Here is a 20,183-nt window from a genome sequence, read left to right as displayed (position 1 = left end):
GGTCCACGATGCCGGATGGTCTGATCGAGGGTGCCGACGGGCTGACACGGTGCTGGTGGCCGGGTACGGACCCGCTCTACGTCGCCTACCACGACACCGAGTGGGGCCGTCCGGTCGGCGACGACCGCACCCTCTTCGAGAAGATCTGTCTCGAGGGCTTCCAGTCCGGCCTGTCGTGGATCACCATCCTCAGTAAGCGCGAGAACTTCCGCCGGATCTTCGCCAACTTCGAGATCGAGGAGGTCGCCCGCTTCGGCGAGCGCGAGGTCGAGGCGGCGCTGGCCGACGCCGGCATCGTCCGTCACGCCGGCAAGATCCGGTCGGTGATCAACAACGCGCAGCGCGCCCGCGCCCTCCAGGACGAAGCCGGCTCGATCGCCGCCTTCGTCTGGCGCTTCGAGCCGGAACCGGAGACGCGGCCGACCACCTTCGACAAGGCGACCCTGTGCGCGATCGCGAGTTCGCCGCAGTCGAACGCGCTGTCGACGGCATTGCGCAAGCGCGGCTGGAGCTTCGTCGGCCCGACCACGGTCTACGCCTTCATGCAGGCGATGGGCCTCGTCAACGACCACCTCGACGGCTGCGCCTTCCGCGGCGAGGTCGAAGCGGCCCGCGCCGCCTTCGTCCGGCCGCGCTGACCGGCCGGCGGTCGCGGCTCCGGGGCCGGGACCATGACGACCGCGCGCCGGCCCCGAGTGAGAGCGAACTCGCAAAGTTCCGACCCGTTGTCGGAGCGTTGCGGGCGAGAAGCGCCCGACCGGGCGCCGGCCGAACGGCCGAAGCCTCGCAAACTCCCGACGAGTCGGGAGTTTGCGAGACAGGTATGAGAGCCGGCACGGCCGGCCGAATGCCGGGGCGCGCCGGGCACCACCGACCGAGGAGCACGCGACAGGGGAGGTCCGCCGCGCGGGCTTCTTCGTGATTCGACGGCGCGGACGACGTGATCCGGCGGCGGTTGGCCGGCGTAAACGGTTCAGATGGTCGGCGGGGTGCCCCGAACCTCCCGCCGGGACCGTCGCGGACGACGGGACGCCCCCGAACGTCCCCCGCCCGCCGGAAGCCGCCGTCCCCGAAGACGGCGGCTTTCTGGTTTCCGCGTCCTCGCGGTCGCCTGGCGAGCCGGCGCGGGGCCGGGAGCACGACCGTTTCACGCCGGCCGGCCGCCCTCCGCGCCCCCGACCCTCGGGCGTCGCCACGCGGCGGCGCCTGATCGTCGGCGGGCGTCCCGCCTCAGCCCGTCGGCCAGAGCCGCGCGAGCGCGTCGTAGAGCGGATTGTCCGCCTCGAACACGTAGTCGACGCCGGCGACCGTGACGGTGGAAGCGCCGGCCTCGACCAGGAACGCCGCGCAGGCGTGGACCTGCTTCGCAGGGCAGAGCAGTTCGGCCCGGTCGACGAACGGCCGGGTCGCGCCGAAGCGATCCGCCGCCACGGCGAGCGCGTCGGCATCCGCCGGCAGCGCCGCCGCGATGCGCTTGACCGAGCGCGCCCGGGCGTCCGCGGCGATCCGCGTCAGCATGACGCGGGCGGCGCGGCGGGCGGCGGTGCCCCAGTCGGCGCCGAGCGACGCCACCAGCGCTGCCTCGGAGCGCATGATCACGCCGTCGTCGACGATCTTGAGGCCGTTCTCGGCGAGGGTGCGGCCCGTCGAGGTGATGTCGACCACGAGTTCGGCGGTGCCGGCGGCCGGCGCGCCCTCGGTCGCGCCGGGGCTCTCGACGATCAGGTAGTCGTGCACGCCGTGGCCGGTGAGGAAGCGCCGGGTCAGCGAGACGTACTTGGTCGCGACGCGCATCGGCCGGTGGTGCTTCAGCCGGAAGCGCGCGGCGACGTCGGCGAGGTCGGCCATCGACTGCACGTCGAGCCAGGCCTGCGGCACCGCCACCACCACGTCGGCGTGGCCGAAGCCGAGCTTGGTGACGATGTGGGCGCCGGCGGGCGCCACCGAGCCGAGGTCGGCGCCGGCGCGGATCTCCTCGTGGCCGGTGTCGAGCGTCTCGTGCAGGAGGTCGACGCCGGTGACGGCGAGGTGGACGTTACCGGCCCCGACCTCGCGGGCGATCTCGGAGGCCGAGCGGAACTGCACCGCGGCGTCGGCGACGCCGCCGATGGTGCCGAAGTAGTCGCGCGCGCCACGGGCCTGCCGAACCGGCAGGCCGGAGCGTTCGAGGAAGGCGAGCGTCTGCTCCTGGAGCCGCCCCTTCGAGGGGATGGCGACGATCAGCTGGTCGGTCATCGGGTCACGTCCCGGAAGCGTTCGGTCCACACCGAGAAGCCGACGGCACGGGTGCCCTCGGCGGCACCAAAGCCGGCGAGCAGGCCGTCGTAGCGTCCGCCGCCCGCGACCTGGCCCACGGCGGGGCGCTCCGGGTCGTGGACGTCGAATACGAAGCCGTCGTAGTAGCCGAGCTTGCGGCCGAAGGTGGCGGAGAACACCGCCCGTCCGGCGCCCGCGGCGGCGAGCGCGGCGGCGCGGCGGTCGAAGGCGGCGACCGCGGCCTCGAAGCGCGCGGGTCGGCCGACCCGCACCGACAGCGCGGCGAGCGCGGCGCCGGCCTCGGCCAGCGGCGTCTCGATGGCGAGGAGGTCGCGGATCGCGCGGGCGTGCGCTTCCGGAATCAGCTCCTCGGCCGCGAGCATGGCCTGCTCGACCACGCGCTCGGCGATCTCGGCGGTGGAGCGCCCACCGACGGTCTGGACACCGGCGATCGCCAGGATGTCTGCGAACAGCGCGCCGACGCGATCGGCCGGGAAGCGCGACAGCGCGCCGACGATCTCGCCGTGGCCGGAGAAGCCGGAATAGCCGTGCTGGCGTTCGGCCATGTGGTCGAGCGTCTCGATCACCCGGGCGGGGTCGCCGAACAGGGCGCCGAGCCGGCGCATCCACGCCGGCGGCACCTCGAGCGCCTCGAGCAGGGCCGAGAACAGCGCGACGTCGCCGATGGTGACCGCCGGCTCGGAAAGGCCGAAGCGCCGGCAGGCGTCGAGCGCCAGCGTCAGCGTCTCGACGTCGGCGGCGGCCACGTCTTGGCGGCCGATGATCTCGGCCCCGATCTGCCAGACCTCGTGGCTCTCGCCGGCGCCGCGACCGTTGCGGAAGATCCGCCCGGAATAGCTCCAGCGTCCACCCTCCGGCGCACCCGCCAGCATGCGCCGGCAGACGGGGATGGTGAACTCGGGCCGGAGGCACCAGTCGGTGCCGGAGGCGTCGGTGGTAACGAAGATACGCCGGCGAAATTCCTCGCCCGAGATCCGGACGAAGTCCTCCATCGGCAGCAGAACCGGCACGTCGACGGCCGTGAAGCCGGCGGCGCGCAGCGCCTCGAGGGCGGCGGGCACGGGATCGCTCATGGGCGGGCTCCCGTCGTGCGGACGGCTTCCCTCATCGGCCCGCCTCCACCATGGCGCGGACCTCGGCGACGAGGTCGGCGCGGGCGATCTCCTTCTGGGCCGGGCGCTCGGCGCGCCACCGGGCGTTGTCGGTGATCCCGGCCGACAGCGTCTTGCCGAGGGCGAGGTCCTTGAGCTGGGCCTTGCCATTGGCGCGCTCGTCGCTGCCGACGATCACCGCCACCGGCGCGTTGCGGCGGTCGGCGTATTTCATCTGCGCCTTCATGCCGGAGGCGCCGAGATACATCTCGGCGCGGATGCCGGCGGCGCGCAGCTCCGCGGTCATCGCCTGATAGTCGGCGAGGGCGGCGGGGTCCTTGTCCATCACCAGCACCACGACCGGGCCGGCCTCGGCGGCGGCGCCGACCTTGCCGAGCGTGCGCAGCGCCGCGAGCAGGCGCGACACGCCGATCGAGAAGCCGGTGGCCGGCACCGCCTCCTTCAGGAAGCGCCCGACCAGACCGTCGTAGCGCCCGCCGCCGCCGACCGAGCCGAAGCGGACCGGCCGGCCGTCCTCGCCGGTGACCTGGAAGGTGAGCTCGGCCTCGAACACCGGGCCGGTGTAGTATTCGAGCCCGCGGACGACTGAGGTGTCGATTCGGATCCGGTCCCAGCCGTAACCGGCCGCCCGGCAAAGCCTTTGGATTTGAGCGAGTTCCTCAATTCCCTCCGCAGCTTTCTCCGTATCCCCAAAATTGAGGTTTAGAGCTTCGAGCGGCGTGCGTGCTCCCTTGGTTTCTGGCTCTCCTTGTTCATCGAAGACCAAGAAATGTGCAGGATCGTCCGAGTCGCCAAAGAAGTTTGTCCATTTCGCAATAGCAACAAAAGTACGAATGGACTTAATCTGCTCATCGTTCAGGCCAGCGCCTTTTGTAAAGTCGCCGGACTTTTCTTCCGGGTTCTCCCAGCGCCCATCCCCAAGCAGATCCTGCACCCCGTCAAGTCCGATCTTGTCGAGCTTGTCGATGGCGCGCAGCACCGTCAGCCGCGTCGCCGCGTGCTCCGGACCGCCGATGCCGATCGCCTCCATGACGCCGTCGAGGACCTTGCGGTTGTTCACCCGCACCACGTAGTCGCCGCGGGCGATGCCGAGCGCCTCGAGGGTGTCGGCGGCCATCATGCAGATCTCGGCGTCGGCCGCGACCGAGGCCGCGCCGACGGTGTCGGCGTCGAACTGCATGAACTGGCGGAAGCGGCCGGGGCCGGGCTTCTCGTTGCGGAACACCCAGCCGGTGCGATAGCTGCGGTAGGGCTTGGGCAGGCGCTCGTGGTTCTCGGCGTAGAAGCGGGCGAGCGGGGCGGTAAGGTCGTAGCGCAGCGACAGCCACTGCTCGTCGTCGTCCTGGAACGAGAACACGCCCTCGTTGGGGCGGTCCTGGTCCGGCAGGAACTTGCCGAGCGCGTCGGTGTATTCGACGAGCGGCGTCTCCACGGCCTCGAAGCCGTAGAGCTCGTAGGTATGTCGGATCACCCTCAGCATCTCGTCGGCGGCCTTGATCTCGGCCGGAGTGCGATCGACGAAGCCGCGCGGCGCGCGGGCCTTGATGGTGTCGGACATGACCTGGAACCGGTTCCGCTCTGTGCCCCGAAGGGCGGGTCTACGCCCCGGAAAGCCCGCGAAACCAAAGAAAAACCCGCGGGCCGGAGCGCGCGGGTTTGGTAGACGAAACGGCCGGCGAGGGCAAGGCGCCCGCCGGCCGCGCCGTGCGGGATCACGCGGTGGCGAGCGGGCCGACCGGCTTGACCGCGTCGACCGACCAGGCGCCCGGGCCGGCGGCGAACAGGGAGAGGAAGCCGCCGGCGATGGCGAGGTTCTTCATCCACATGATGCCGTTGGTCATGTCGGCCATGGCGTCGGCGCCGGTGATCGCGAGGAAGTGGAACAGGTAGCCCGAGATCACGCAGAAGCCGGCGAGCAGGATCGCGACCAGACGGGTCTGGAAGCCGACCAGGATGGCGATGCCGCCGCCGAGCTCGGTCAGGATCACGAGCGGCAGAAGGCCGCCCGGCACGCCCATGGCGGCCATGTAGCCGGCGGTGCCTTCGTAGCCGCCGATCTTGCCCCAACCGGCGACGATGAAGATGTAGGCGAGCAGGATGCGGCCGACCAGGAGGGCGGGGGCCTTGAGAGCGGTCATGGCGGTGTCTCCGAAGAACGCGGTGCCCGAGGGAGGGAGGCACCTTCCGCGATCAGGGATACCGGCTCCGGTGATTTGCGTATAGCCGCCTGCGGCTGAATACGGCGTTCACTCCTGGTGAACGATGGCGATTGCTTTGGCGCCGTCGTTTGGCGCCTTGGCGACGGTCGCCTCGCCGATGAAACAGATCACAGGCTGGTCGAGGTCTGCGCCACGATCGTCCAGGTCCCCGTCGCGGACTTGGCGAAGCAGAGACCGGAGACGTAGGGCGGCTCGAACGGATAGCCGCCCCCGGGCAGGTCCGCGACGAAGCCGCTGCCGCCCTTCGGCAGGTGGAAGGCGGCCCAGCCGATCGGCTCGCCGGCGTCGTAGTCGACCGCGTAGAGCCGGCCGGGCTCGAGACGGGCGATCACGGCGGCGCCCGGCTTCGGCTCGGCGAGGAGGTCGACCGGTTCGGTCGGCTCGCGGAAGACACTCGATTCGACGCCGAGGCGCTTCGCCGCCCGCGCCACCGTCCTGCGGTCGAACTTCGGCGCCGCGTAGGTGCAGATCGCGCCCGCGGCGGCCGCGTCGCGGCCCCAGGGCCGGCCGTCGGTGAGCGACTGCACGATGAAGTCGAGTTCCATCTTGGTCAGGAAGGCGCCGACGTCGACGGTCCGGCCATCGGCGGTGCGCGGAATGTCCCAATCGCCGCCGGTATGGCTGCCGAGCGGGGCGAGCCGGCGCTCCGGCGGACCGGCGGTATCCTCGCTGCCGACGTGCGGCGGCCGGCCGATGTCGAGGCTGTGGGAGATGGTCGCGACGCGCTCGCCGACGAAGGCGCCGGCCGCGGCGGCGTCCTTCCTGCGGGCGGCGGCGAGCAGGGCGGTCGCCTGCGCCACGAGGTCGGCCGGCGGCTCGACGGTGTCGCCGGGCGCGATCTTCGGCGCCTCGTAGGCCAGACCGGCCGCCGCGTCCGAGACGCCGGCGACGAGGACGAGGACGACGGCCAAGGCGGTGTTTCGCATCAAGAATCTCCCGAGTGCCCGCAGCATGGATCGGACACCGGGAGAAACACAAGCGCGGCCTTCGCCGGGGGAGGGGAGGTGTGTGGGCCTCTCGCGACGGGCATCCCCCTCGTCCGCCGCTGCCGCGGCACCTTCTCCCGCAAGGGGAGAAGGAAGGGAAACCCCGTGGGGAGGAGGAAAGAAGGCGCCCCGCCGGTCTAAGGGGTACTCCCGTTCATCCGCGTCGCTTCCTTCTCCCCTTGCGGGAGAAGGTGGCCCGGAGGGCCGGATGAGGGGGATGCGCGGCCGTCGAACTGTCTGGCCGACCCGGTCGCGAACCGAAGCCCATCATGCCCCCGAAACGCGAAAAGGCGGGCCTTGCGGCCCGCCTTCCCTTGGGATGGTGGCTTGATCGGACGATCGATCAGAAGTCCATGCCGCCCATGCCGCCGCCCGGCATCGCCGGAGCCGGCTTGTCCTTGGGCAGCTCGGCGACCATCGCCTCGGTGGTGACCAGCAGGCCGGCGACCGACGCCGCGTCCTGGAGGGCGGTGCGGACGACCTTGGTCGGGTCGATGATGCCGGCGGCGATCATGTCGACGTAGGTCTCGTTCTGGGCGTCGAAACCGAAGGTCTCGCCGCTCTCGAGCACCTTGCCGACCACGATCGAGCCTTCGACGCCGGAGTTCTCGGCGATCTGACGGATCGGAGCCTCGAGCGCGCGGAGCACGATCTTGATGCCGGCCTTGATGTCGGCGTTCTCGGAGGAGAGCGCCTCGACGGCCTTCTTGGCGCGCAGCAGGGCGGTGCCGCCGCCCGGAACGATACCCTCTTCCACCGCGGCGCGGGTGGCGTTCAGGGCGTCGTCGACGCGGTCCTTGCGCTCCTTGACCTCGACCTCGGTCGAGCCGCCGACGCGGATCACCGCGACGCCGCCCGCGAGCTTGGCGAGGCGCTCCTGCAGCTTCTCACGGTCGTAGTCCGAGGTGGTCTCCTCGATCTGCGCCTTGATCTGCGCGACGCGGCCGGTGATCTCGTCCTTGGAGCCGGCACCATCGACGATGGTGGTGTTCTCCTTGGAGATCTGCACTTTCTTGGCGCGGCCGAGCATGGCGAGCGTGACGTTCTCGAGCTTGATGCCGAGATCTTCCGAGATCACCTGGCCGCCGGTGAGGATCGCGATGTCCTCGAGCATCGCCTTGCGGCGATCACCGAAGCCCGGCGCCTTGACGGCCGCGACCTTGAGGCCGCCGCGGAGCTTGTTGACGACGAGCGTGGCGAGCGCCTCGCCCTCGACGTCCTCGGCGACGATCACCAGCGGACGCTGCGACTGCACGACGGCCTCGAGGACCGGCAGCATCGCCTGGAGGTTCGAGAGCTTCTTCTCGTGGATGAGGATGAAGGGATCCTCGAGCTCCGCGACCATCTTCTCGGCGTTGGTCACGAAGTAGGGCGAGAGGTAGCCACGGTCGAACTGCATGCCTTCGACCACTTCGAGCTCGGTCTCGGCGGTCTTGGCTTCCTCGACGGTGATGACACCCTCGTTGCCGACCTTCTGCATCGCCGAGGCGATCATCTGGCCGATTTCCTTCTCGCCGTTCGCCGAGATCGTGCCGACCTGGGCGACTTCGTCCGAGGTCGAGATCTTCTTGGAGCGGGCGGTCAGGTCCTTGATGGCCGCGGCGACGGCGAGGTCGATGCCGCGCTTCAGGTCCATCGGGTTCATGCCGGCCGCGACGGCCTTGGCGCCTTCCTTGACGATGGCCTGGGCCAGAACGGTCGCGGTGGTGGTACCGTCACCGGCGATGTCGTTGGTCTTCGAGGCCACTTCGCGCACCATCTGGGCGCCCATGTTCTCGAACTTGTCCTCGAGCTCGATCTCCTTGGCGACGGAGACGCCGTCCTTGGTGATGCGCGGAGCGCCGAAGGACTTCTCGATGACGACGTTGCGGCCCTTCGGGCCGAGCGTGACCTTGACCGCGTTGGCGAGGATGTCCACGCCGCGCAGCATCTTCTCACGGGCGTCGCCCGCGAACTTCACTTCCTTGGCAGCCATTGTCGCTTATCCCTGGAATGTCGAGTGAAAGACTGGATGACGAGGGTCGCGGCTCAGCCGACGATGCCCATGATGTCGGACTCCTTCATGATGAGGAGATCCTGACCGTCGATCTTCACCTCGGTGCCGGACCACTTGCCGAACAGCACGCGATCGCCGGCCTTGACGTCGAGGGCGACGATCTCACCCTTCTCGTTCCGGGCGCCGGAGCCGACGGCGATCACTTCGCCCTGCTGCGGCTTCTCCTTGGCGGTATCCGGGATGATGATGCCGCCGGCGGTCCGCTCTTCGGACTCGACACGACGAACGACCACGCGATCGTGAAGCGGGCGGAACTTCATGAGGGTCTACTCCTCCGGTACTGCTTCCAGTTGGATCCCCCGACCGCGAGCGCAGGTCCACGCCGCGGTCGGTTCGTATCGGGGTGCTGTTAGCACTCGCCTCTGGTGAGTGCCAGCGCCGGTGAGATAGGCGTGCCGCACGGCGATGTCAAGGATCCGTGACCGCCGTGGTGAACGCGGAAAATGCGCGCGGGCCGAGTCCCCACGGTCCGTGCCGGGGCTGAACGGCCTGAGATCGACGGAAACCGCCGGCTACGCCGTCACGCCTCGTCGGCGGCCGGCCGGCCCATCACCATCAGGCAGGCGCCGACGATCAGCGCCGCGCCGGCGAGCGTCCAGGCCGAGGGCACCTCGCCGAAGAACATCGCGCCGAACACCGTGGCCCACAGGAAGGCGGTGTATTCCAGCGGGGCGAGGCGCGAGGCAGGGGCCCGTCCGTAGGCGAAGGCGAAGCAGAGGTGGCCGGCGGTGCCGAGCGCGCCCGCCGCCACGAACAGCCAGACCGTCTCCGCCGACGGCGTCGTCCAGACCGCGAGGCCGAAGGGCACCGAGGCGAGGAAGGCGGTGAGGTTCTGGGCGAGCACGAGCGCCACCACCGGATCGTGGCCGGCGTCGCGGCGCATCAGGATCATCGACAGCGCGTAGGTCACGGAACAACCGAGGCCGGTGACGTAGCCGAGCCAGGAGCCGAGACCCTCGTCGAAGCCGCCGCGCCCGATCACCATGACCACGACCCCGACGAAGCCGACCGCGATCGCCGACAGCGCCTTCGGCGGCATCGCCTCGCCGAGCAGGATGCGGGAGGCGAGCAGCATGAAGAAGGGCGCGGTGAAGGTGATCGCCACCGCCTCGGCGAGCGGCAGCAGCGTCAGCGTCTTGAAGAACAGGAAGGCGGTCGAGATCGTGAAGGCGACGCGCAGGCTCGCCCGCCGGAAGGTGCCGCGGGTCGGCAGCGCCACCCGCCCCGAAAGCGCGATCGGCAGCACCGCGAGCAGGCCGAAGGCGTAGCGCAGCATCACCACCTGCGGGGTGTCGAGCCGGGCGCCGGCCTCCTTGATCACCGCGTCCATGATCGACAGCACCGCGACCGCGGCGATCGCCGCGAACACCGGCATCGGCGTCGTCAGTTCGGTGCGCGGCCGGCCGGTCGGGGTGCCGGCGGGACGGATGTTCTTGCCGCCGTCGGCCATCACGCCGCCTCCGCGAGATCGAGGACGTAGGCGTATTCCCAGGCCTCGGTGGCGTCGGCGAGGTAGCGCACCACCGGCACGCGGCGGAAGCCGTGGCGTTCGTAGAAGCGGTGGCCGTCGTGGAAGCGGGTGTCGGTCCACAGCCGGAGCCGGCGCGCGCCGCCGGCACGGGCGGTCGCGAGTGCGGTGTCGTAGAGCCGTCGAGCCCAGCCGGCGCCGCGGAAGGCGGCGGCGAGGTAGACCTTGTGCAGTTCGTAGCGGCCGCCGCCGACCGCCGACAGCGCGAAGCTGCCGACCACGCTGCCCTCGTCGTCGGCCAGCACCCACAGGCCGCCGCCGCGGCCGGCGTAGTGCGTCGCGGGCGCGACCAGTTCGGGGAACTCGGCGGCGACGAAGGGGCAGCCCTCGTATTCCGCGAAGACGCCGGCGATCAGGGCGGCGACGGCGGGGCCGTCGGCGTCGCGGGCGGGGCGGATCTCGGGCATGTCGGCACTCCCTCGAGGGAGCGGGAGGCGTATCCCGTTCGCCGGCCGCGCACAATCCCGCGACGCGCGCCGGTCACGGCGCCGTCACGGCGCGGCGATGGTGAACGGCAGCTCGAACGAGCCCTTCTTGTCGGAGTTGCGGTCGCGCAGCGTCGTCACCAGCACGTAGTCGCCGGGTTTGAGGCCGGCGAAGCTGTAGGTGACGAAGACCTGGAATTCCTTGTTGCGGCGGCGCGTCGCGGTGTCGAGCACGGCGAAGCCGCTCTGCGCGGTCATGATCTGGCCGCGGGCGTTGCGCAGTTCGTAGTCGGCGTCGAAGGTGATGCGGAAGCCCTCGCCGTCCTCGCCGTATCCGAAGCCGAACGGCTCGGCGTAGACCAGCATGTCCTCGCCGGTGCGGAAGACGTTGCCGGTACGCGCCTGATAGATGCCGAATCCCTCCGGCTTGCCGGCGACGAACAGCGCCTCGGAGAAGCCGAGCGGCGCGCGGTCCCACACGGTGTTGAACGCGGCCTCGACCGAGGCGAGCGCCTTGACGGCGTTGCCGGACGACAGCTGCACCTCGGCCTCCTCGGCGCGGTCGACGATCGCGCCCGCACGAGCGGGGCCGGCGGCGAGGGCCACGGCGAGGGCCGCGGCGACGAGACGGGCGAACGGGGGAATACGGGCGGGACGCATGCCCGGGCACTCTCGATTTCGATGGACGCTCCCGCTTCCTTAGCGGATTTCGCCGCTGAAAAGAACGGGCGATCCACTGCGCCGCCTCCGCTTCCGGACGGTCGCTGCGGCGCGCCTCAGGAGGCGATGCGGCCGAGGAACTCGTCGACCGCGGACTTGAGCGCGGCCGACTGCCGGCCGACCCGGTCGGCGGCGTCGGCAACCTCCTCCACCGAGGCGGCGGCGCGCCGGGTCGCCTCGTCGATCTTACCCATGCCGGCGCCGACCGCGGCCGCGCCGTGGCGAACCCGGTCGACGGTGCCGCCGATGGCGTCGGTCGCGCCGCGCTGGTCGTCGACCGCGCCCGCGATCGAGCCGGCGAGCCGGTCGACGTCGGCCATCTGCTCGGCGATCCGGCGGATCCGGACGGCGGCGTCGTCGGTGGAGGACTGGATCGCCTCGACCTGCCGCGCGATCGTCTCGGTCGCCTTGCCGGTCTGGTCGGCGAGCGCCTTGACCTCGCTGGCGACCACCGCGAAGCCCTTGCCCATCTCGCCGGCGCGCGCCGCCTCGATGGTGGCGTTGAGGGCGAGCAGGTTGGTCTGCGAGGCGATCGCCTGGATCATGGTGACGACGTCGCCGATCTGGCGCGCGGTGGCGGCGAGGCCGCCGACGCGCTCGTCGGCGTCGCGGGCGGTCTCGGCCGCCGAGGCGATGATCTCGGCGGCGCGGCCGACCTCGGCGCCGATCCGCCCGGTCGAGGTCATCAGCGACGCGGCGGCGGAGCCGACCGCTTCGACCGCGCCGGCGGCGGCGTCGGCGCTCGAGCCGGTCTCGCGGGACCGGCCGACCGTCTCGGCGACGACGGCCTTCATCTCGCGGACCGAACCGTTCATCTGCGCGGCGGCGCCGTCGAGGTCGTCGAGGAAGGACTGGGTGCGGGCACGGAAGTCGCTGGCGAGACGTTCGGTCATCCGCCGGGCCTCGGTGCGGTGCTCCTGCTGCTCGTCGGCGAGGCGGCGGCCGAGTTCGGCCTGTCGGACCAGGGCACCGCGGAACTCGCCCATCGCATTGGCGAGCACGGCGATCTCGTCGCCGCCGCTCCAGACCGGGAGGTCGGCCGTGGTGTCGCCGGACGCCAGCCGGCGCGTCGCCTCGGCGAGCCGTGCCAGTCGCCGCGCCACCGTGGCGCGCAGGTAGAGCGCGCCGGCGACGGCGGCGGCGAAGGCGGCGAGCGCGATGCCGGCGATGATGGCGATGGCGCCGGTCCGGGTCGCCTCGAGCTCGCCGATCGTCGCGGCGATCTCGGCGGAGAGTTCGGCTTCGGTCCGCTCGCTGGCGGCGACCACCGCCTCGAACGAGGCGTCGAAGGCCTGGTCGGCGGCCGAGCCGGCCTGGTTGGCGGCGGTGTCCGCGCGCCCGGCGTAGCGCTTCTCGGCGGCGTCGCGGAAGGCGGCGAGCTCGGCGAGCATGTCGTCCACGCCCTTGCGCACCGTCGGCGACGCGCTGCCCTCGAAATGGCCGAGCGCCGTGGTGCCGCCGTCGACCAGCGTCCGCGCCTCGCCGGCGGCCCGGTCGACCAGCCCGCGGATCTCGTCCATCGGGATGCTGTCGTCGCCCGCCATCAGCTCCTCGAAGTAGAGGTGGGCGCGGGTCGTGAGCAGGCGGGTCTCGATCACCGCCGACGTCAGCGGCCCGAGGGTGCGGCCGACGACGACGCCGCGATCGCCGACGACCTGCGTCGAGACGAGGCCGGCCGCGCCCATGGCGGCGCAGAGCATCACGAGGCCCGCGAAGAGGACGTTGGTCCGGGTACCGATCGAAGCCAAGGGTTCCTCCACCTGCAGCCGGAAACGAGATCCTCGCCATCGGACACCAGGAGGGTAAAAATTCCCTTCGCGAACGGTCTCGTCATCGCACGATGTGCGGATTTCATGTCGAGACGGCTTCAGGCCGGTTCTGACCGGTGCCGCCGACATGTCCGGCCCGTCAGGCGACGCGGCTGCCGTCGTCGCCGCGGCGCTTGCGGTAGATTGTCGACGGGCTGATCTCGAGCGCCATGGCGGCGCGCGCGATGTTGCCGCCGAAGACCTCGATCGCCCGTTCGATGATCGCCGCCTCCTCCATCCACAACGGCCGGATCGCCGCGCGCGGATCCGGCGCCGCCGCAGCCGGCTCGAGCAGCGCCTCGACGTCGGCCGCGTCGGCGACGTCCTCGACGCCGGACGCGATCAGCTGTTCGACGAGGTTGCGCAATTCGCGGAGGTTGCCCGGCCAGGCGTGGCGGCGCAGCGTCTCGTGCGCCTCGGCGGAGAAGCGCAGCGGCCGGCGTCCGGCTTCGCGGCAGAGCCGGCGCGCGAGGTCGTCGGCGAGGGCGGCGACGTCCTCGGCGCGCGTGCGCAGCGGCGGCACCTCGAGGGTGAGCACGGCGAGGCGGAAGAACAGGTCCGGCCTGAGGCCGGCGCGGGGCGTGTCGGCCTCGCCGCGGCGGTTGGTCGAGGCGATCAGGCGCACCGACACGCTGCGGCGGTCGGCGGCGCCGCCGACCTCGCCGGTGTCGAGATAGCGCAGCAGCAGCGTCTGCACGACGTCCGGCAGCCCGGCGACCTCGTCGAGGAACAGCGTGCCGCCGTCGGCGCGGTCGAAGGCGCCGCCCGGGCCGCAGAGTTCGGCGACGAGCGTGTCGGCGTCGCGGCCGCGGCAGTCCACCGCCACGAACTCGCCGTCGCGGCGCTTGGATCGGGCGTGGACGGCGCGCGCGACCTGTGGCTTGCCGGTGCCCGATTCGCCCGACACGAACACGGGCGCGGCCGACGGTCCGATCCGGGCGATCTGGTCGGCGAGGGCGCGCATGGCCGCGCCGTCGCCTGCGAGGGCGTCGCCGGCCACCGGGGCGAGGGCGACCGCGAGGCTGCCGAACTGCCGCTCGATCCGGCGGGCGAAGGCGGCGCCGTCGAGCGGCTTCTCGATGAAGTCGGCGGCACCGGCCCGGACGGCGGCGACGGCGTCGCGCACGTTGGCTGCCGGCCCGAGCGCGTAGGCGACCACGGTCGGCGCACGCTCGATCAGGGCGGCGACACCCGCGGCCCCGCCGACGGTGGCGAGATCGGCGGCGACCACGTCGAAGCCGCGGTCCGACAGCATGGCGCGGGCGGCGTCGGGTTCACCGGTCTCGAGGATGACGAGCGGGCGGGCGATGCGCGTCTCGAGCGCGGTCCTCACGTCGCGGCGGGCGATCGGGTCCGCGTCCACGACGAGGAGGCGGAGCGACGACGTCGTACGAGGGGCGACACCCATCCTGTTGCAGTCCTTGCGGGTTTGGGCGCGGAATTCTTCCGTGCCGACCCGGACTTTGGCCGCGTCATGGTAAACAAACGGTTGCCCGCCGATCCGCCGCGCCGTCGCCGCCCGATCCCGTCAGGCGGCGACCTCGTAACCGGCCGCCTCGATCGCCTCGGCGAAGGCCGCCGCCGGCGTCGCGCTCTCGATCCGGACCTTGCCCGTGGGAAGGTCGACCGTGACCTTGGCCGCCGGATCCGTCCGCGCCACCGCCTTTTCCACCGCCTTGGCGCAGCCGCCGCAGGTCATGCCGCCGACGTCGAGTTCGATCATGGCTCCGTCTCCCAGGGTGTGCGCACGGGCCGCGCCCGGCGTCGCCTCCGCAGATGTGGACCTTCCGGCAGGGGGAAGGTCAAGGGCCGGGCGGCGGCGGATCCGGCCCGGGGCCGTACGCGCGGTGGATCGTTCATGGTTAACCGCCGGTTAACGGTCGCCGGTCAGGATGAAACCGAGCATCATCGGCGCTGATTCGATGGTCCGTTCCCTGGTGGAGTTCCGCGGCGCATGAGCCGGTTGTCGACGATCCTGATCGCGGTCGCCATGACGGTGACGGCGGGCTCGCTGGCCGTGGTGCTGAGCTACGCCCTCGATTTCGGCCTGTTCGAGGCCGGTGCGGTCGGCCTCGCGACCCTGTTCGGGCTCGCGCTCGCGCACATCCAGATGGAGCGTCGCCGCGACCGCGTCTGGATGGAGCAGCGCATCGCCGAGATCGCCGCCGTCGCCGCCGACGCCAATACCGAGGCCGGTCAGGCCGCCGTCCGTGCCGCCCGTGCCGACGGCGACGTCGGCGCCCGTGTCCGCGAGGAGACCGAGCCGCTGGCCGCCGAGGTCGAGGTGCTCGGCCACTTGATGAAGCAGATCGCCGAGACCGTCGCCGACATCGAGATCCGCCACGAGCGCCGCATCGAGGAACTCGCCGCCCGCCCGCGCATCGCCGCGGCGCCGGAGCCGGCCGTCCAGCCGCCGGCCGCGCCGGCCGTGCAGATCGCCGCGACGCCCGAACCCCGCCTCGCCGCCCCGGCGTCGGCCGTGCAGCCCGAGCCGTCGCGCGTGCCGTCCGGCTTCGAGCGAGAGGTCGAGACCTCGATCCGCGCCGAGCGCATCGAGATCCACCTCCAGCCGGTGGTGACGCTGCCGCAGCGCAAGGTGCGCTACTACGAGGTGCTGACCCGCCTGCGCGGTGCCGACGGCCGGCTGATCCCCGCCGCCGAGTTCATCCCGGTCGCCGAGGCGCGCCGTCTCGTCGCCAAGGTCGACACCTTCCAGGTGATCCGCTCGTTCCAGGTGCTCAAACGCCTGACCGCGCGCAACACCGAGATCGGCCTGTTCGTGAACCTGTCGCTGGCGAGCCTCGCCGACAGCACCTTCTTCCGGGAATTCCAGGCCTTCCTCGCCCAGAACCGCGCCGTCGCCGACCTCGTCCAGTTCGAGTTCCGCCAGGACGCGCTCGCCGAGATGGGCCCGCTCGAGATCGAGAGCCTGCGCGCCATCGCCGACCTCGGCTTCCGCTTCTCGGTCGACAACGTCACCGACCTCAGGACCGACTTCCGCGGTCTGTCCGACCTCGGCTTCCGCACCGCCAAGATCGCCGCCGACCGCCTGCTCGGCCGCACCGCGATGCCGGCCAGCGACATCCATCCGGCCGATCTCGCCGGCCACCTGCAGCGCCAGGGCATCGCCACCATCGTCGACCGCATCGAGACGGAATCGCAGGTGATCGACCTCCTGGACTACGACGTCCGCCTCGCCCAGGGCTTCCTGTTCTCGGCGCCGCGGCAGGTCCGTCCGGAGATCCTCGGCAGCGCCGCGCCGGCCGCCCAGCCGGCCGCGTCGCCCGCAGCGGCCGCGCCGCGCACCGCGCCGCCGCTCCGGGCGACGCGCTGACCCCTCGCGCTGTCTCACGAACCCGGATCGGAAACCCGACGCCCTCAGCCGGCGCCCGGACCGACCGTCAGCACCGTCGTCGGCGCCGCCAGGATGCGCTTGGCCACCCGGCGGACGTCGTCGAGCGTGACCGCCTCGACCAGTCGGTTGCGGGTCTCGAAATAGTCGATCGGCAGATGGTCGAGTTGCAGCCCGACGAGCTGGGCCGAGATCTTGGACGACGAGTCGAAGCGGAGAGCGTAGTTGCCGACGAGGTAGGTCTTGGCCGAGGCGAGCTCCGCCTCGGTCGGCCCCTCCGTCGCCATCCGCTCGAGCTCGCCGCGCATCACCGCCACGCTCTCGGCGGCCTTGTCGGCCCGGGTCGCGGTGCCGGCGAGGAACAGGCCGGCGTGGTCGTAGGGGATCACCGCGCTGAAGACGTTGTAGGCGAGGCCGCGCTTCTCGCGCACTTCCGTATAGAGCCGCGAGGAAAAAGTGCCGCCGCCGAGGACGTGGTTCATCACGTAGGCGGCCATGAAGTCCGGATCGGCGCGCAGCAGGCCCGGCGTGGCGAAGCGGATCGACGTCTGCGGCTCGTCGACGGTGGCGGACAGCGTCAGCCCGGTCTTCGGCACGACGTCGGGCACCGGCGTCAGGTCCGCCTTCGCCGGCAGCGCGCCGAAGGCGAGGTCGAGCAGCGGAGCGAGTTCCTCGGGCGTGACGTCGCCGACGACGCCGATCACCAGATTGTCGCGGGCGAGCTTGGTGGCGTGGAAGGCGGCGACGTCGTCGCGGCCGATCGCCGCCAGCGTCTCGGGCGTACCCTCGTCCGGCCGGCCGTAGGGATGGTCGGGGAAGGTCGCCTCGCGGAAGATGCGGCCGGCGATGGTGTCCGGATCGCTCTCCTGCGCGCGCAGGCCCGAGACGAGGCTGGCGCGCATCCGCTCGATCGGGTCTGGGTCGAAGCGCGGCGCCGACAGCGCCAGCGCCAGCAGGCCGACGCCCTCCTTCAGCCGCGACGACAGGCTGGCGAACGAGCCCCCGAAGGAATCGTAGGTCGCGGAGAACGACAGCCGCACCGCGGTCTCGTCGAGCCGGCGCTGGAAGGCGGCGCTGTCGAGGTCGCCGGCGCCTTCGTCGAGCAGCGTCGACAGCAGGTTGGCGACGCCGGGCTTGCCCGCCGGATCCTGGGATGCGCCGCCGCGGAAGGCGAAGTCCATCGACACCAGCGGCACCGTGTGGTCGGTGACGAGCCACGCACGGATGCCGCCGGGGCTGACGACCTCGCGGACAGCGTTGGCGGCGAGGGCGGGCGAGGCGAGGGGCAGGGCGGTGGCGACCAGCATCGCGGCGCCGACGGCGGCGGCCAGCGAGCGGCGGAGGACGGTGACGGTCCGGGTGGCGAAGGTCATGGCGGCGAACCTCGTGGGGGCGACTGCGGCGGGGCCGGACGTCAGGAGCGGCCGTTCGGCGCGCTGCGCAGATAGCCGGTGACGCTCCGCTCGGGCGCGAGCAGACCGGCTGCCGCCTTCACCGCCGCGGTCGGCACGGCCCGGATGCGCGCCGGCCAGTGCCGAACGTCGTCGACGGTGCCGCCGGTGGCGAGGGTCGAACCGAAGATGCGCGCGAGCGCGGTCTGGCTGTCCTGGGCGTAGATGGTGTCGGCCTCGAGCCGGCTCTTGGCGCGCGCCACCGCCTCGTCGGACAGGCCGGTGTCGACGGCGCGCTTCAGGCCGTCGAGCAGCGCCTGCCGCATGTCCTCGAGGCTCACGCCCTCGCGCGGCACGGCGTAGGCGGAGAACTCGCCGTCGTCGTACCGCCCGGAATTGTAGCTGGTGCCGACCGAGGTCGCGAGTTTGCGCTCGATCACGAGGTCGCGGTAGAGCGGGCTGGTCGGGCCGCCCGCGACCGCCTCGGACAGGAGCTCCAGCGCCTCGGCCTCGCCGGGCTCCGCGGTGCGGTAGGACGGCGCCAGCCAGGACAGTTGCACGCTCTCCTGGTTCACCTTGGCGCTCGCCTCGGACACGCTGCGCGGCACCTCGAGTGTGACGGCACGCGGCCGCGCCCGCACGGGCGGCTCGGCCCGGCGCGCGACCTTGGCGTAGGTGTCGGCCACGGCGGCGCGGACGTCGGCTTCGACGACGTCGCCGGCGACGACCAGGATGGCGTTGTTCGGGGTGTAGAAGCGGTCGTAGAAGGCGATGGCGTCGTCCTTGCCGAGCTTCTCGATCTCCTCGCGCCAGCCGATCACCGGAATGCCGTAGGGGTGGCGCAGGTAGAGCACCGCGTCCATGGCGGCGCCGAGCGCGGCGCCGGGCTCGCTCTCCATCCGCATCGCCCGCTCCTCGAGCACCACCTGGCGCTCGGGCGTGACGTTCTCGTCGGTGAGTATCAGGTTCTGCATCCGGTCCGCCTCGTAGGACATGACGAGATGCAGGTTCTCCTTGGCGACCCGCTGGAAGTAGGCGGTGTAGTCGGTGGTGGTGAAGGCGTTCTCGTCGCCGCCGATCTCGGCGACCACTCGGGAGAACTCGCCCTCCGGATGGGTCTTCGTGCCCTTGAACATCAGGTGCTCGAGGAAGTGGGCGATGCCCGACTTGCCCTCGGGCTCGTCGGCGCTGCCGACCTTGTACCAGACCATGTGGGTGACGACTGGGGCGCGGTGGTCGGGGATCACCACCACCTCGAGGCCGTTGTCGAGCGTGAAGGACGATACGTCCGCCCCGATCACCGGCGGCGCCGGCTCGGCGGCGGCGGCCGTCCCGGCCGAGATCGCCAGCAGCGCGACGACCGCGCCCGCCCGCATCACGTCGCTCGTCCTCGGCGTCATCGCGCCCCTCCCTGGAATGTCCGGACAACGGATATGGGGCGCGGCGCGCCGGCGACACCCGCGATCGGGGCGACGCGACCCTAGGTCGCGGCGGCCCGGAATCGAAGAGGGCCGCGCGGGGGCGGCCCTCGGAACACGTCGCGACGGTCGTCGACCGCCGCGCTCACCAGAACTTCAAGCGCTGCAGGATGCCGCCCTTGGTCTTCGGATCGGTCTCGTCGGGGATCGCTACCGGCGCCCCCGGCGCCGGCTGCAGATAGGCGACCGGCGGCTCGACCAGGGCGCGGCGGCGCGGCGTGCCGTCGATGTTGTAGACGCCGGTGCCGTCGATGCCCTTGGACTTCCAGCCGCGGTCGAACTCGCTCTGCCGCATCACGCGGCCGGGATCGTCGTTCGGGTCGGTGCGGCGCAGCCCCTGCGTCGGAATGCGCTCGGCGAGCAGCTCGCCGCTCGGCAGCGGGTCGCCGGAGTCGCGGCCGGCCTCGCGGGCGGCGGCCTCGCGTAGGCGCTGCCGGGTCACGACGTCGGGGTCGACGGGCCAGTTGGGATCGTTGGCGGCGATCTGGTTCGCCGCCTCGGGCGCCACCAGGGCCTGGGTGTTCGGCGGAACCACGAGCGGCGCACGCGGGGTGTAGTTGATCGGCAGCTGGCGCGACGGCACGGCGCCGAGGCTCTCCATCACGGTCCGGCCGAGCGAGACGTTGGGGACTTCGGTCTCCGGATCGTCCTCGGCGACGGAGGTGCCGAGACCGGCACAGGCCGAGAGCGAGACGCCGACGGCGGCGAGCGCGGCCAGACGCTTCAGAGAAGTGGAGGTCATCATCGATCCCGTCTAGCCCCAGTCGCCTTGCCGGAGTCGCCGCACCGGCGCCGTCTCCGCCGGCGCCGATCCGCCGAACCCTCGGAACG

The 20,183-nt window shown here is 71.8% G+C and carries 18 protein-coding genes; 2 read left to right on the top strand and 16 right to left on the bottom strand.

The features are described 5' to 3' along the window. The first annotated feature begins 8 nt into the window (after positions 1–8). Entirely contained in the window at positions 9–638 is a 630-nt protein-coding gene (locus EDD54_RS17095) for a DNA-3-methyladenine glycosylase I (RefSeq protein ID WP_126538452.1), read from the top strand. A gap of 592 nt (positions 639–1,230) precedes the next feature. On the opposite strand, the gene hisG is transcribed toward EDD54_RS17095, so the two are convergent. From hisG to EDD54_RS17030, 13 genes are all read right to left on the bottom strand, one after another. Next, a complete protein-coding gene (hisG, locus tag EDD54_RS17090; RefSeq protein WP_126538450.1) occupies positions 1,231–2,235 on the bottom strand; it encodes an ATP phosphoribosyltransferase in 1,005 nt (334 codons plus the stop codon). Further along, a complete protein-coding gene (locus EDD54_RS17085) occupies positions 2,232–3,350 on the bottom strand; it encodes an ATP phosphoribosyltransferase regulatory subunit (RefSeq protein WP_126538448.1) in 1,119 nt (372 codons plus the stop codon). The genes hisG and EDD54_RS17085 overlap by 4 nt, the downstream gene beginning before the upstream one ends. A gap of 31 nt (positions 3,351–3,381) precedes the next feature. Then, positions 3,382–4,947 (bottom strand): histidine--tRNA ligase, encoded by a 1,566-nt coding sequence (gene hisS, locus EDD54_RS17080; protein ID WP_126538446.1) that lies wholly within the window; start codon positions 4,945–4,947, stop codon positions 3,382–3,384. 154 nt (positions 4,948–5,101) lie between these two features. Beyond that, on the bottom strand, positions 5,102–5,527 hold the full coding sequence (locus EDD54_RS17075) for a DoxX family protein (RefSeq protein ID WP_126538444.1): 426 nt from the start codon (positions 5,525–5,527) through the stop codon (positions 5,102–5,104). Positions 5,528–5,715: 188 nt separating this feature from the next. Beyond that, a complete protein-coding gene (locus tag EDD54_RS17070; RefSeq protein WP_126538442.1) occupies positions 5,716–6,534 on the bottom strand; it encodes a hypothetical protein in 819 nt (272 codons plus the stop codon). A 403-nt stretch (positions 6,535–6,937) separates the two neighbouring features. Next, positions 6,938–8,569: a chaperonin GroEL gene (groL, locus tag EDD54_RS17065; RefSeq protein ID WP_126538439.1), complete on the bottom strand. Its 1,632-nt coding sequence runs from the start codon at positions 8,567–8,569 to the stop codon at positions 6,938–6,940. Between the two features lie 53 nt (positions 8,570–8,622). After that, positions 8,623–8,910: a co-chaperone GroES gene (gene groES, locus EDD54_RS17060; RefSeq protein WP_126538437.1), complete on the bottom strand. Its 288-nt coding sequence runs from the start codon at positions 8,908–8,910 to the stop codon at positions 8,623–8,625. A gap of 260 nt (positions 8,911–9,170) precedes the next feature. Further along, positions 9,171–10,100, bottom strand: a complete 930-nt coding sequence (locus tag EDD54_RS17055; protein WP_126538435.1) for a DMT family transporter — start codon at positions 10,098–10,100, stop codon at positions 9,171–9,173. After that, positions 10,100–10,585 (bottom strand): GNAT family N-acetyltransferase, encoded by a 486-nt coding sequence (locus EDD54_RS17050; RefSeq protein WP_126538433.1) that lies wholly within the window; start codon positions 10,583–10,585, stop codon positions 10,100–10,102. Before EDD54_RS17050 ends, EDD54_RS17055 begins: the two co-directional genes overlap by 1 nt. An 84-nt stretch (positions 10,586–10,669) precedes the next feature. Beyond that, positions 10,670–11,263, bottom strand: coding sequence for a hypothetical protein (locus EDD54_RS17045; protein WP_126538430.1), 594 nt, complete (start codon positions 11,261–11,263; stop codon positions 10,670–10,672). Positions 11,264–11,379: 116 nt separating this feature from the next. Further along, complete coding sequence (locus tag EDD54_RS17040; protein WP_126538428.1) at positions 11,380–13,071, bottom strand: methyl-accepting chemotaxis protein; 1,692 nt, start codon at positions 13,069–13,071, stop codon at positions 11,380–11,382. A 160-nt stretch (positions 13,072–13,231) separates the two neighbouring features. Beyond that, on the bottom strand, positions 13,232–14,539 hold the full coding sequence (locus EDD54_RS17035) for a sigma-54-dependent transcriptional regulator (protein ID WP_126538426.1): 1,308 nt from the start codon (positions 14,537–14,539) through the stop codon (positions 13,232–13,234). 120 nt (positions 14,540–14,659) lie between these two features. Beyond that, positions 14,660–14,854, bottom strand: coding sequence for a heavy-metal-associated domain-containing protein (locus EDD54_RS17030; RefSeq protein ID WP_126538424.1), 195 nt, complete (start codon positions 14,852–14,854; stop codon positions 14,660–14,662). A gap of 231 nt (positions 14,855–15,085) precedes the next feature. Here EDD54_RS17030 and EDD54_RS17025 point away from each other — a divergent pair, with 231 nt between their 5' ends. Continuing rightward, entirely contained in the window at positions 15,086–16,465 is a 1,380-nt protein-coding gene (locus EDD54_RS17025) for an EAL domain-containing protein (protein ID WP_126538422.1), read from the top strand. A 44-nt stretch (positions 16,466–16,509) separates the two neighbouring features. Here EDD54_RS17025 and EDD54_RS17020 read toward each other — a convergent pair whose 3' ends face one another. The 3 genes from EDD54_RS17020 to EDD54_RS17010 form a co-directional block, all read right to left on the bottom strand. Beyond that, on the bottom strand, positions 16,510–17,856 hold the full coding sequence (locus EDD54_RS17020) for a M16 family metallopeptidase (RefSeq protein ID WP_126538420.1): 1,347 nt from the start codon (positions 17,854–17,856) through the stop codon (positions 16,510–16,512). A gap of 41 nt (positions 17,857–17,897) precedes the next feature. Next, positions 17,898–19,274 (bottom strand): M16 family metallopeptidase, encoded by a 1,377-nt coding sequence (locus EDD54_RS17015; protein ID WP_245515799.1) that lies wholly within the window; start codon positions 19,272–19,274, stop codon positions 17,898–17,900. A 163-nt stretch (positions 19,275–19,437) separates the two neighbouring features. Further along, on the bottom strand, positions 19,438–20,094 hold the full coding sequence (locus EDD54_RS17010) for a hypothetical protein (protein WP_126538418.1): 657 nt from the start codon (positions 20,092–20,094) through the stop codon (positions 19,438–19,440). Positions 20,095–20,183 lie beyond the last annotated feature (89 nt).

Origin of the sequence: Oharaeibacter diazotrophicus (assembly GCF_004362745.1) — a bacterium.
Classification (GTDB): domain Bacteria; phylum Pseudomonadota; class Alphaproteobacteria; order Rhizobiales; family Pleomorphomonadaceae; genus Oharaeibacter; species Oharaeibacter diazotrophicus.
This window is presented reverse-complemented; position numbering and strand designations above follow the sequence as displayed.